This is a genomic window from Lactobacillus sp. YT155 (assembly GCF_030504545.1).
GTDB lineage: Bacteria > Bacillota > Bacilli > Lactobacillales > Lactobacillaceae > BQUT01.
Window position 1 is genome coordinate 51017 of record NZ_JAUKWP010000006.1, and the last position, 13208, is coordinate 64224.

A 13208-nucleotide genomic window follows, 5' to 3' on the forward strand; every position below is an offset into this window, starting at 1 on the left:
ATGCGTAAAAAGGGAAATTACATTAATTTGTGGGCGCTTTTAAAATACTTATTGATATTTTTAACAGTCACCTCGCAATTTATGATGACTTATAATACCTATGTTCAAGCAAGTGAGCAAAGTATTGGCTCGTCCCAAAAAGGAAAATTAAAACCTCAAGCTAGTGACATAGCCAATGGAACTATTGGGACCTCATCTTGGCGAATTGATGATCAAGGGATTCTTTATATTGGTCCTGGGGTTATGCCTAATTCAAATGCTAGCGATAATATGCGTCCATTTAAGGACTACGCCGATAAGATTAATAAGATTGTTATTACTGACAAGCTTGTAGCCGGTGATTTAGTTGTAATGTTTCAAGGACTAAACAAAGTTACTACTATTGATGGCATGTTAAATCTGGATACTTCACGTGTAAGAAATATGTACGGAATGTTTCAGAATATGACATCACTTAAAACACTTGATTTGTCTGGATTTGATACTAGTAATGTAACTAGTATGGCAAACATGTTTAGTGAGGATCGTGCCTTAACTTCCGTTGATGTAAGTAATTTTGATACTTCCAATGTTACTAATATGGCAAACATGTTCTTGAATAATCCTAGTTTAACTTCAGTTGATGTGAGTGGCTTTGATACTAGCAATGTTACGGCATTCCAGGCAATGTTTGCTTATGATAATAGCTTAACTTCAATCGATGTTAGTAACTTCGATACCAGTAAAGCAACTTCTATGGGAAGCATGTTTCTTGGGAATGATTCATTGAAATCAGTTGATGTCAGCAATTTCGATACTAGTAACGTAACCGATTTTAGTGCAATGTTTGCCTATGATGCTTCATTAAAATCAATAGATGTAAGCAGTTTTGATACTTCAAAAGCAACCAATATGAATACGATGTTTTATTATATGAAGAAGCTAGAAACATTGGATTTGAGTGGGTTTGATACCAAAAACGTCACCAGCATAAATGGGATGCTTCAAAATAATAATGTTCTTAGACAATTGAAATTGGGAAAGAAATTCAAATTCCGTGACACTACCGCAAGCCTACCAGAGATTGTTAGAAATAGTGTCAATACTGGTAAATGGATTAATCTAGGTGACGGCGAAGCAGATACTCCTCGAGGTAGTAACATTTGGAGTTCAGCTGAATTGATGAAAAACTATGATGGAAGTAAGGATGCTGATACTTATGTTTGGCAGACAGTTGGTAAAAACATCACAGTTAGATATGTTGATGAATCTGGAAAAACTTTGTGTGAAGATGTTGTCTTATCCGGTAACGTTGGTGAGAATTATTCCACTGAACAAAAGAAATTTGCCGGATATGAATTTAAGGAAGTTCAAGGTGGAGAAGCTGAGGGGAAATTCTCCAACCAAGAACTGGTTATAACTTATATATATAGTAAAAAAGCGTCACAAATTAAAGTTCATAATTCCATAATTTATACTGGTGACAGTTGGAAACCACAAGACAATTGGGATCAGACGATTGATGAAAACGATGAATCAGTCAGTTTTGAAGAATTTCAAAGAAACGGATTGATTAAAGGGAATGTCGACACCAATAGAATCGGTGAATACAAAATACAATATCGATATCATGGCGTTACTGCTGAAGCAACAGTTACGGTTTTGCAAAACCAACAAATATTGACTGGCTCAAATCTAGTTAAATATGTTGGTGATACTCTTCCCAATGATTCAGAATTTAAAGCTTTGGCAAGGGATAAAAAAGGCCAAACCACTGGTGTTCATTTTGATAAAACCAAGATTAATATGAACGAAGCAGGTCGATATGATGTCTTACTAACAAGTGATGATGGACAAATTAAGACAGTAACTGTTGAAGTAAAAGATAATCAACAAAAAGTAACTGGACAAGATGTGACCAAGTACGTTGGTGATAAAATGCCTGCGGATTCAGAATTCAAGGCTTCAGCCACAGATAAGACCGGTGAAGAGGTTGCAGTTTCAATTGATAAGTCGCAAGTGAATATGACACAAGCTGGCGATTATAATGTTGAACTTAAAACAGCAGATCACCAGACTAAGTTAGTTAAAGTACATGTAAAAGCTGACCAAAGAAAAATTCAAGCTCAAGATGTCACAATTAAAGTTGGATCTAAAATGCCAGCTGATAGTGAGTTTGCAGCTAAAGCAACAGATAAAGATGGGAAGAATCTTCTATTAACAATTGATAAGTCAAAAGTTAATGTCAATCAAATCGGGGACTACGAGGTATTGATTAAAGCCAGTGATGGCCAGACAAAGACTGTGAAAGTTCATGTCAAAAAAGAGCAACAACAAATTGATAAGAAGTCTACTGTTATTGTTAAGTATGTAGATGAACAAGGACATGAAATTGCTAATGATGAAGTCATTAGTGGTACTGCAGGATCAAAATATACATCTGAAGCTAAAGAGATTGCTGGCTACGAATTAATTGAGAAGCCCAGAAATCAAACGGGGATTTTAGTAGCAGATAACAAAACAATTATTTATCAAAATGTAAGAGAGTAAGAAGTGCATTAAGCATCCGGGGGGAATTGCGAAATGAATCACATAAATATGGTAGATCGCTGGTTTATTCATCAGAATAAAGTCTTACGAGAACTTGAGACAATAACTGGCAAACAGGGGATTTCTTTTTTTCAATATGAGGTATTAGTTCACTTTGTGAATGAAGAATTTAGTACAATTTCTGATCTTGGAGAAGCGTTAGAAATATCTAAGTCTTCAATGTCACGGGCGTTGAAAATATTACAATCCAAGAAACTGATAAAAAAAGTTTATGGGACTGAAGAAGATCAACGGCGAGTGGTAATTGTACCTACTGATGAAGCAAAGAAAGCAATTGAAGAAATAGAGTTGGAAATAAGTAAATTAAATATAGCCGATGAATTATAAAGAGTTGTGAAAAACAGCTCTTTTTTTGTGTTCAAATATTCACGATTTAAAATCATACAGAAATTATATAGAGGGTGATAACTATAGGGTGTTAATATAAAATAATTTATATTATTTGATGACGAAAAATATGTCAGAAAAGCTATTATATAGGGGATTTCAAATAAGAAAATGTTAAAAATGTAAGCGAAAACACAAATAATTATTGCATTAAATATAAAAATAGTGATAACATTTTAGCCGTAATTAGAGAGAAAAAATTAAAAAGTATAGAGGAGAAGAAATGAAAAAAAAGACAAAAACAAATTTATTAACTTATTCCGCACTGACTTTATTAATATCTGCCCCAGTCTTAAATAGTGTACAAGCATTTGCTAGTTCTAGTTCGAAATCAGATAATGCGAGTGCCATAAATCATCGAAAAATCGCACCTAAGAGTAATATTGCTAATAAAACGAATAAGATACCAAGTGTGACATATCCACTCCCAGATACTAATGGCGATCTCGGAAACGAAATTATGGAGAAAGGGATAAACAGGGCTAAAGATGAGCAAGAATCAGAACTACAAGAACAGTTAAGCAGTTCTGACTGGAATACAATACGAACTATGAATGTTAAATTCACGAGTTTTCAGAGTTCTCAATATGATGACGGCTTCAGGTCTGAAATTCCTTACGGAAAAATATATTTAGGAGTTATTGATGCTAAATCAAGACAAGTAATAGGGAAAACATTAATATATGATTCGGTAAAAGACCAAGATGGAATACCGACATCGGATGAATTGAAGGGAATGAATGAAACAGAAAGAAGTAGATATATTCTTCACCAAATTAAACCGCTTCAAGACAATATTTATATAAAAGATCAAGAAACATATAAGCCGGATTTGTTTAAGTCACAAAATGGAAACAATCTAGGAGTTATTTATGATGGAATGACGTCTGATTATCACGAAAACTCCACATCGTTAAAATTACTAAATATCGGGCCTGCAGATTCTTCAACAGTTGGAAATGTGAAAGATGTCGACAGTAGTATGTTTAGTAACTACGAAGCTAAGTGGGGTGATTTGACAACATCTTATCGTTACTGGCGATTAGGAATGAATCTTGATGATAAATCAACTGGAAATCCGTATACTTTAAGTGCTGTTGCAAGCTTAAAAAACTCAAGCAACGAAATATTTACTGTTGGAAATGACACGGATTCTAGAATAACTAATCCAATTCAATTGCTAAAAGATACAATAACTGTTGAGGGTGAGAATGGGGAGGTACAAACAGTTCCTACAGACAACGCCCAAGTTAGTTGGTATAAGAAACCTGACACAACAAAAGTAGGTACAAATAGTGCCATTTTACAACTTTCATATAATACGTCACCTGAGGGTACGCAAGGTATTACTTATCTTAGAGTGCCATATGAAGTTAAGAATCTTCAACCAGTTACGGTGAGATATATTGATGAAGAAGGAAATTCAATTCATGACGATCAAATAATCACTGGTAATTCTGAAGGAGAAGCGTACGATGCTTCAACTCCACAATATAAACTTGATGAAATTAAATATAACAATGAAAACTATCACTTAGATATTAATAAATTACCAGATAACGCTTCGGGCATTTTTGGGGGAGACCCTATTACAGTCACATATACCTATAAGCGCAACCAAACTGCGATGGTTGTTCATAATTCTGAAATCTATGTTGGTGATGAATGGAAACCTCAAGACAATTGGGATAGTACTTTAGATATGGATGGTAACTCAGTTGATTTTGATGAAATTGAAAGAAATGGAAAAATTGAAGGTGAAGTCAATACGCTAAAACCAGGAGTCTATGAAGTCACATATTCATATCAAGATTCGTCGGCAAAAGCAATTATTATTGTGAAGCCCACTTTGAACACGCCAACAAAACCAGTAAATCCAAATACGAACACGCCCACAAAACCAGTAAATCCTAATACGAACACGCCAACTAAACCAGTAAATCCAAAGACAAACACACCAACAAATCCAGTAAATCCATATACGAACACGCCAACAATACCTGAAAATCCATATACGAACACGCCAACAATACCTGAAAATCCATATACGAACACGCCAACAATACCTGAAAATCCATATACGAACACGCCAACAATACCTGAAAATCCATATACGAACACGCCAACAAATCCAGTAAATCCAAATACGAACACGCCAACAAAACCAGTAAATCCAAATACTAATACACCAACAAAGCCGGTCAATCCAAATACGAACACACCAACAAAACCAGTAAATCCAAAGACAAACACACCAACAAAACCAGTAAATCCAAATACTAACACTCCAACAAAACCAGTAAATCCAAATACGAACACGCCAACAAAACCAGTCAATCCAAATACGAACACGCCAACAAAACCAGTAAATCCAAATACGAACACACCAACAAAACCAGTAAATCCAAATACAAACACACCAACAAAACCGGTGAGTCCAAACACGAATACCCCGACAAAACCAGTTAGTCCAAACACTAATACACCAACAAGACCGGTGAGTCCAAACACTAATACACCAACAAAACCGGTAAATCCAAATACGAATACACCAACAAAACCGGTTAGTCCAAACACGAATACCCCGACGAAACCAGTTAGTCCAAAAACAAACACACCGACAAAACCAGTTAGTCCAAATACTAATACGCCAACAAAGCCGGTCAATCCAAATACTAATACACCCACTTTACCTGCAGATCCTTCGTCATCCATACCAAAGAATGATGATAATAACTCAAAGAAATCATTACCAAAAACAGGTGAAAATATCTCACTCAGTTCAGTAATGTATTTAGGTGGAGTACTAGTTTTACTATCAGCACTATCTCTAGTGGCTAAGAAACGTATTTACTAATGCTGGAATAAAAAAGAATTAACAAAAATGTTAATTCTTTTTTTGTGTCTAAAAACCTAATCATACCAACGAATACAAAGAATTGACTAGTCAAACTGTGAAGTAGTTCACAGTTTCTTTGCGAGCGATTTCCAACATTAAATTTTTGTAAGCGTTATCTTAAGCTCGTAAACAAATACAAGGAGGTATCACGATGACAAGTCCCATTCATGTATTTTCTGAAATTGGAAAATTGAAGACAGTAATGTTGAAACGCCCAGGTAGGGAAGTTGAAAACATTACTCCTGATATTATGTATCGTTTGTTATTTGACGATATTCCATATTTACCAACTATTCAAAAGGAACATGATTTCTTTGCCAAAACTCTTCAAGACAATGGTATCGAAGTTGTGTATCTAGAAAACTTAGCAGCAGAAGCTATTGATGCTGGTAACGTTAAGGAAGAATTCTTAGACAAGATGCTTTCAGAATCAAATATCAAATCTGATTCAATTAGAGAAGCTTTGAGAGAATATCTTCTATCAATGGAAACATTAGACATGGTTGAAAAGATTATGGCTGGTGTCCGTACAAATGAAATTGATGTTAAATCAAAAGCCTTGATTGATTTAAGTGCAGATGATGAATATCCATTCTTTATGGACCCAATGCCTAACCTTTACTTCACTAGAGACCCTGCAGCAGCAATGGGTGATGGTCTAACAATTAACAGAATGACATTCGAAGCTCGTCAAAGAGAATCAATGTTCATGGAAGTTATTATGGCTCACCATCCAAGATTTGGTACTGGAGAAGCTAGTGTATGGCGTGATCGTAACCATCTAGATCGTATTGAAGGTGGGGATGAATTAATCCTTAGTGACAAAGTTCTAGCTATTGGTATTTCACAAAGAACTTCAGCACAATCAATTGAAGAATTAGCTACTGTCTTGTTCAATGAACATTCAGGATTTGAAAAAGTTCTAGCTATTAAGATTCCTCATAACCATGCAATGATGCATTTAGATACCGTATTTACAATGATTGACTATGACAAATTCACTATTCATCCAGGTATTCAAGGAAAAGGTGGACAAATTGATGTCTTTACCCTTGAATCAGATGGCAACAATGGTGTGAAAATTAGTCACGGAACTGACCTACAAAAAGCTCTTAGTGAAGCTCTAGGCCAACCAGAACTAACATTAATTCCTTGTGGTGGCGGTGACGCAGTTGTAGCACCAAGAGAACAATGGAATGATGGTTCAAATACTTTAGCAATTGCCCCTGGTGTGGTTGTTACATATGATCGTAACTATGTATCAAATGAAATTCTAAGAAGCCAAGGCATTAAGGTTATTGAAGTTCTATCAAGTGAATTATCACGTGGTCGTGGCGGCCCTCGTTGCATGAGTATGCCATTAGTAAGAGAAGATTTAAATAAATAATAGGAGCATTAAAATGACAAGTATATTTCAAGGAAGAAGCTTATTAGCTGAAAAAGATTTCACCAAAGAGGAATTAGAATATTTAATCAATTTCTCATTACACCTAAAGGATTTGAAAAAAAGAGGAATCCCTCATCACTATCTAGAAGGTAAGAACATTGCCTTACTATTCGAAAAGAACTCAACTAGAACTCGTTCAGCATTTACAACTGCTGCAATCGACCTAGGTGCTCATCCAGAATTCTTAGGAAAAGATGACATCCAATTAGGTAAGAAAGAATCAGTTGAAGATACTGGTAAAGTTTTGGGAAGCATGTTCGATGGAATTGAATTCCGTGGATTTAGTCAAAAAGTTGTTGAAGACTTGGCTAAGTATTCAGGAGTTCCAGTATGGAACGGTTTGACTGACGAATGGCATCCAACACAAATGATTGCTGACTTCATGACTGTTAAAGAAAACTTTGGCAAACTTGAAGGAATCACTTTAACTTATGTTGGTGACGGTCGTAACAACATGGCTAACAGTTTACTTGTCACTGGCTCAATGCTCGGTGTAAATATTCATATTGTTGCTCCTGATTCACTACAACCAACAAAAGAAGTTCAAGATCTTGCAGAAGGCTACGCTAAGAAGACTGGTAGCAAGAACATGATTACTTCAAACGTTGATGAAGGTGTTAAAGGCTCAGATGTATTGTACACGGATGTTTGGGTATCCATGGGTGAAGAAGACAAGTTCGACGAAAGAGTTAAGATGCTTCAACCATACCAAATCAACATGGATATGGTTAAGAAAACTGGCAACGATGACATGATTATCATGCACTGTCTACCAGCATTCCATGACACAGAAACCGAATATGGTAAGAAGATCTATGACGAATTCGGAATCAAAGAAATGGAAATCACTGATGAAGCATTCAGAAGTAAACATGCTCGTCAATTCGAGGAAGCAGAAAACAGAATGCATTCAATCAAAGCTATTATGGCTGCTACGTTGGGTAATTTATTTATTCCACATGCATAAAAAATAGTTTAAAGAGGGGCTGGTAACAAAACTTTGTTTTGTCCCGGCCCCTTATTTTTTAAGAAGGAGAGAATAAAATGGCTCATAGAAAAATCGTAGTTGCTCTAGGTGGAAATGCAATTCTTTCAAAAGATGCTACCGCAGATGCACAAAAAAAAGCTGTTAAAGATACAGTTAATCAATTAATCAAATTTGTTAAAAATGGTGATCAATTAATCATTTCTCACGGAAACGGACCACAAGTTGGAAATATCTTAATTCAACAAGCTAATTCCGACTCAGAACAAACACCAGCAATGCCTTTAGATACTGCTGGAGCAATGTCACAAGGAGAAATTGGTTATTGGATGCAAAATGCTTTTAACGAAGCACTTAAGCAAGAAGGAATTGATCTTGATGTAGCAACAATCGTTACACAAACAATTGTTGATGCAAAAGATCCTGGATTCGAAAATCCAACCAAACCAATTGGACCTTTCTATACAAAAGAAGAAATGGAAAAACAACAATCACAAAATCCCGATGCTAAATTCGTTGAAGATTCTGGCCGTGGATATCGTCGTGTTGTGGCTTCACCAATTCCTACTGGTATTAAGGAAGCAAACATCATCAAACAATTAGTTGAATCAAATGTTATTACTATTTCAGCTGGTGGTGGTGGTGTTCCTGTAGTTGAAGACGGCAATAAATTAGTTGGTGTCGAAGCTGTTATTGATAAAGACTTCGCATCAGAAAAAGTTGCCGAATTAGTTGAAGCAGATATGTTTATCATCTTGACTGCTGTTGAAAATGTTTATGTTAACTTCAATAAACCAGACCAAAAGAAATTGGACAATGTAACAGTGGCTGAACTTGAGAAATATATTGATGAAGATCAATTCGCTAAAGGAAGTATGCTTCCAAAGATTCAAGCAGCTATCAAATATGTTAATAATCGTCCAGACAGTAAAGCAATTATTACTTCATTGGACAATGTTAAAAACCTACTTGCAAATGATGCAGGTACGATTGTTACTAAAGGTTAATTTATAAATAGATTGGAGTGATAAAAATGTCAGAAACCCCTGTAAAGAAAATTGGTTTATTTGCTCTTATTGCCTTAGTTGTCAGTTCCTCAATTGGTAGTGGAGTATTCGGACTAACTTCTGATTTAGCAGCCGCTTCAGCACCAGGACCGGTTTTAATAGGTTGGGTTGTCGTAGGAATTGGTATTTTGATGCTAGCTCTTTCGATGAACAATTTATTAATTAAAGAACCAGAAATGGAAGGGATATTCGCTTATCCTGAGAAACAATTTGGTCCTTTCGCTGGCTTCATTAGTGGCTGGGGATATTGGTTATCCGCATGGCTAGGAAACGTTGCCTTTGCAACAATTCTTATGAGTGCTATCGGATACTTCTTCCCAATCTTTAAGACCGGACAAAATATTCCGTCGATTATCGTCGCAAGTATTTTCTCCTGGGGATTAACATATATTGTTAATCGTGGTATCGAAAGTGCCGCCTTTATTAATGCAATTGTTACTGTTTGTAAGTTAGTTCCACTATTTGTATTCATTGTTGTTGGAATTGCAATGTTTAAAGGTGGAGTATTTACGCAAGACTTCTGGGGTAACCTCAGCTCAAACGTAATGCACAATACTAACGGCTCCGTTATGAACCAAATTAAAGGTTGTTTAATGGTTATGATGTGGGTATTCGTTGGTGTTGAAGGTGCTTCAATGCTTTCAGCTCGTGCTGAGAAGAAATCCGAAGCCGGAAAAGCTACTATCATTGGTCTTTTGAGTTTACTAGTTATCTACATCTTTGCTTCTGTATTACCATACGGAATTTTGACCCAAGCTCAACTAGCAAACATCAAACAACCTGCTATGCTTTACATCTTTGTTAAGATGGTTGGCCCATGGGGTGGTTGGGTAATCGGTGTCGGAATGATTATCTCAATTCTTGGATCATGGTTGTCATGGACTATGCTTCCATCAGAAACTACTTCATTAATGGCTCAACAAAAATTACTTCCAAAATCATTTGGTAAATTGAATAAGTTCAAAGCACCAACATTCTCATTAGTATTGACTGCTATTCTTATTCAAATCTTCTTGATCACTCTTCTATTCACAGAGAGTGCATATAACTTTGCTCTTTCACTATGTACGGCTGTAATCTTGGTTTGTTATATCTTTATCGGACTTTATCAAATCAAATATTCATACGATCACATCAGTGAAAAAGGAAGCAAAACTCAATTACTAATTGGTATCATCGCCCTTGCATTCCAACTATTTGGACTATTCATGGCTGGAATTAATTACTTACTTCTTTGTCTAATAGCTTATATTCCTGGAATTTACTTCTACGGAAGAGCTAGAAAAGAAAAAGGAGAAAAAGAATTCTTATCTAAGGGAGAATGGATAATTACTGGTATAATTACAGTAGGAGCAATCGCTGGATTGATTATGATTATGACTGGTAACATATCAGTATAAGTCCATTTACCAAGGAGGAGATATGCTTAGCTCAAAGGAATATCCCAAATATATTGAATTTTTAAAAACTCGACCTGAGTTTTCAGAATTTTCTCATGAAGAAATGAATATCTTAATGAACAACATGAAGGTAAAGAACTTCAAAAAGGGGCAAGTATTATTTGATCAAGCGGATGAACGTAATCGATTTTACTTTGTCAAAAAAGGGTTAGTGCGCGGCGAACGTACCGATGAGACCGGAGATTTTATCTTTTATACCTATATCAGAGAAAATCTGGCTTTTCCATATCGTGGTATGTTCAAAGATATGTACTATCCTTACTCGGCACAAGCAATGACCGACATTGAAATCATTCATTTTCCAATGGCAACATTTGAAAACTTACTCCTTAAGAATTCAACAATGATGATGAAGGTCATTCAAGAAATGGCTTCGATTATTAGTGAAACCGAGAATAATATTCAACAAATGGTTACCTCAAGTGCTCAAAAGAGAGTAATTCATGCTCTAAAGATTTTTTCCGAGAATTTGGGATGTGCTGATAAGAATCAAAAAATATCAATTCCTTATCCAATTACGATTCAAGAAGTGGCCACCTTTAGTGGAACCACGCGAGAAACAACTGGACAAATAATTAAGAATCTAGTTAATGAAAAATATATTAGCTATGACCATAAACGATTTGTCTTCAATAAAAAGTTTAGTAAGTTATAAAAAGTCATCGTTTGATGGCTTTTTTCTTTAGTGCTCAGTTTTTAAGCGTATTCTTTCACGCTCTTTTCTGATAGAATTAATCGAGAATAAAATGCAAAGAAAGTGAAGTAAATAATGACTGATTCACCTATTAAATACACTTTACTAAAAAAAGAAAAGCACACCGGTGCTAGACTGGGACTTTTAGAAACTCCGCATGGAACTTTTGAAACACCAATTTTTATGCCAGTGGGAACATTAGCTTCTGTGAAAACAATGGCTCCTGAAGAATTAGACGAGATGGGTGCTTCAATAATTCTTTCCAACACCTACCATCTTTGGTTACGTCCTGGAGAACAGATTGTTAAAGAAGCTGGTGGCCTTCATAAGTTCATGAATTGGGATAAAGGAATTTTGACCGATTCTGGTGGCTTTCAAGTATTCTCTTTAGCAGATACTCGTAATATTACTGAAGAGGGAGTTCACTTCAAGAGTCATTTGGATGGACGAAAATTATTCCTTTCACCAGAAAAAGCCATTCAAATTCAAAACGATCTTGGACCAGATATCATGATGAGTTTGGACGAGTGTCCGCCATATTTTGAAAGCTATGAATATGTCAAAAAATCAATTGAACGTACTACTCGGTGGGCTGCTCGTGGGTTAGAAGCTCATCAAAATCCTGACCGTCAAGGACTATTTGGAATTGTCCAGGGAGCCGGATTTGAAGACCTTCGAAAACAGTCCGCTAAAGATTTGGTCTCCCTAGATTTTCCTGGCTATTCAATTGGCGGACTTTCGGTTGGTGAGTCTAAAGATGAAATGAACCGTGTCTTAGACTTCACAGTGCCAATGCTACCTGAGAACAAACCCCATTATTTAATGGGGGTAGGAACGGCTGATTCCTTGATTGATGGAGTAATTCGTGGAGTTGATATGTTTGATTGTGTCTTGCCAACTAGAATTGCTCGTAATGGAACTTGTATGACTTCCAAGGGGCGTCTAGTGGTTAAGAACGCTGAATATGCTAAGGACTTCCGTCCAATTGATGAGAATTGTAATTGTTATGCTTGTCGTAACTACACTCGTGCTTATATTCGTCATCTATTGAAGAGCGATGAATTATTCGGACTTCATTTAACTAGTTATCATAATTTATATTTCTTGTTAGATGTAATGAAAAAAGTTCGTCAAGCAATTAAAGATGACAACTTGCTGGAATTCAGAGAAGCATTTTTTGAAGAGTACGGATTTAATGATAAAAACGCCAAAAACTTTTAGTTTTTCGGCTTAATGTAGTACAATTATAAGTAAATAAAAATTTAGAGGTGTTTAAATGAATTACACATTGATTCTAATGATGGCTGGATTGTTTGCGGTTATGTATTTCTTAATGTTCCGTCCACAAAAGAAACAACAACAACAACGTGCTAACATGCTTAAAGAAATGCAAAAAGGTGACAAAGTTGTTACTATTGGTGGTTTAAAAGGAACTGTCGATGAAATCGACAATGACACAAGAGAAATCGTTATCGATGCCGATGGCGTATTTTTAACTTTTGACCTTGGTGCAATTAGAACAACAACAAAGGCTACTGCAACTGATACAAGTGCTCCTGCTGCAACAGAAACAAAGGCTGCAGAAAAAGTTGAAGAGCCAAAAGAAGAAGAAAAAGAAGCAAAAACTGAAACAGAAGCAAAAGCAGAAAAATAAACGTTTCCGAACGTTTTTTTTCTAGC

General features: G+C 35.8%; 10 protein-coding genes. All 10 read left to right on the forward strand.

Features of this window, described 5'->3' with window-relative positions:
* The gene (locus tag Q2T76_RS07425; protein WP_302084903.1) at positions 1-2529 is read left to right on the forward strand and encodes a BspA family leucine-rich repeat surface protein; all 2529 of its coding nucleotides are present in this window, start codon (positions 1-3) and stop codon (positions 2527-2529) included.
* A gap of 33 nt (positions 2530-2562) precedes the next feature.
* A complete protein-coding gene (locus tag Q2T76_RS07430; protein WP_302084904.1) occupies positions 2563-2916 on the forward strand; it encodes a MarR family winged helix-turn-helix transcriptional regulator in 354 nt (117 codons plus the stop codon).
* A 283-nt stretch (positions 2917-3199) separates the two neighbouring features.
* Positions 3200-5833: a bacterial Ig-like domain-containing protein gene (locus Q2T76_RS07435; RefSeq protein WP_302084905.1), complete on the forward strand. Its 2634-nt coding sequence runs from the start codon at positions 3200-3202 to the stop codon at positions 5831-5833.
* A gap of 193 nt (positions 5834-6026) precedes the next feature.
* The gene (gene arcA, locus Q2T76_RS07440) at positions 6027-7262 is read left to right on the forward strand and encodes an arginine deiminase (RefSeq protein WP_302084906.1); all 1236 of its coding nucleotides are present in this window, start codon (positions 6027-6029) and stop codon (positions 7260-7262) included.
* 13 nt (positions 7263-7275) lie between these two features.
* Positions 7276-8289: an ornithine carbamoyltransferase gene (argF, locus tag Q2T76_RS07445; protein ID WP_302084907.1), complete on the forward strand. Its 1014-nt coding sequence runs from the start codon at positions 7276-7278 to the stop codon at positions 8287-8289.
* A 77-nt stretch (positions 8290-8366) separates the two neighbouring features.
* Positions 8367-9314 carry a carbamate kinase gene (arcC, locus tag Q2T76_RS07450; RefSeq protein ID WP_302084908.1) on the forward strand — a complete coding sequence of 316 codons (948 nt, stop codon included), beginning with the start codon at positions 8367-8369 and terminating at the stop codon, positions 9312-9314.
* Between the two features lie 26 nt (positions 9315-9340).
* Positions 9341-10774, forward strand: coding sequence for an arginine-ornithine antiporter (arcD, locus tag Q2T76_RS07455; RefSeq protein ID WP_302084909.1), 1434 nt, complete (start codon positions 9341-9343; stop codon positions 10772-10774).
* A 22-nt stretch (positions 10775-10796) separates the two neighbouring features.
* Positions 10797-11489: a Crp/Fnr family transcriptional regulator gene (locus Q2T76_RS07460; RefSeq protein ID WP_302084910.1), complete on the forward strand. Its 693-nt coding sequence runs from the start codon at positions 10797-10799 to the stop codon at positions 11487-11489.
* Positions 11490-11603: 114 nt separating this feature from the next.
* Complete coding sequence (gene tgt, locus Q2T76_RS07465) at positions 11604-12749, forward strand: tRNA guanosine(34) transglycosylase Tgt (RefSeq protein ID WP_302084911.1); 1146 nt, start codon at positions 11604-11606, stop codon at positions 12747-12749.
* 55 nt (positions 12750-12804) lie between these two features.
* Complete coding sequence (gene yajC / locus Q2T76_RS07470; protein ID WP_302084912.1) at positions 12805-13182, forward strand: preprotein translocase subunit YajC; 378 nt, start codon at positions 12805-12807, stop codon at positions 13180-13182.
* The last annotated feature ends 26 nt before the right edge of the window (positions 13183-13208 follow it).

What these genes read in the sequence shown, in the direction of transcription:
- argF (WP_302084907.1), top strand. Translation starts at nt 7,276, where the DNA reads ATGACAAGTATATTTCAAGGAAGAAGCTTATTAGCTGAAAAAGATTTC.
- Q2T76_RS07435 (WP_302084905.1), top strand. Translation starts at nt 3,200, where the DNA reads ATGAAAAAAAAGACAAAAACAAATTTATTAACTTATTCCGCACTGACT.
- Q2T76_RS07430 (WP_302084904.1), top strand. Translation starts at nt 2,563, where the DNA reads ATGAATCACATAAATATGGTAGATCGCTGGTTTATTCATCAGAATAAA.
- arcA (WP_302084906.1), top strand. Translation starts at nt 6,027, where the DNA reads ATGACAAGTCCCATTCATGTATTTTCTGAAATTGGAAAATTGAAGACA.
- yajC (WP_302084912.1), top strand. Translation starts at nt 12,805, where the DNA reads ATGAATTACACATTGATTCTAATGATGGCTGGATTGTTTGCGGTTATG.
- Q2T76_RS07425 (WP_302084903.1), top strand. Translation starts at nt 1, where the DNA reads ATGCGTAAAAAGGGAAATTACATTAATTTGTGGGCGCTTTTAAAATAC.
- arcD (WP_302084909.1), top strand. Translation starts at nt 9,341, where the DNA reads ATGTCAGAAACCCCTGTAAAGAAAATTGGTTTATTTGCTCTTATTGCC.
- tgt (WP_302084911.1), top strand. Translation starts at nt 11,604, where the DNA reads ATGACTGATTCACCTATTAAATACACTTTACTAAAAAAAGAAAAGCAC.
- Q2T76_RS07460 (WP_302084910.1), top strand. Translation starts at nt 10,797, where the DNA reads ATGCTTAGCTCAAAGGAATATCCCAAATATATTGAATTTTTAAAAACT.
- arcC (WP_302084908.1), top strand. Translation starts at nt 8,367, where the DNA reads ATGGCTCATAGAAAAATCGTAGTTGCTCTAGGTGGAAATGCAATTCTT.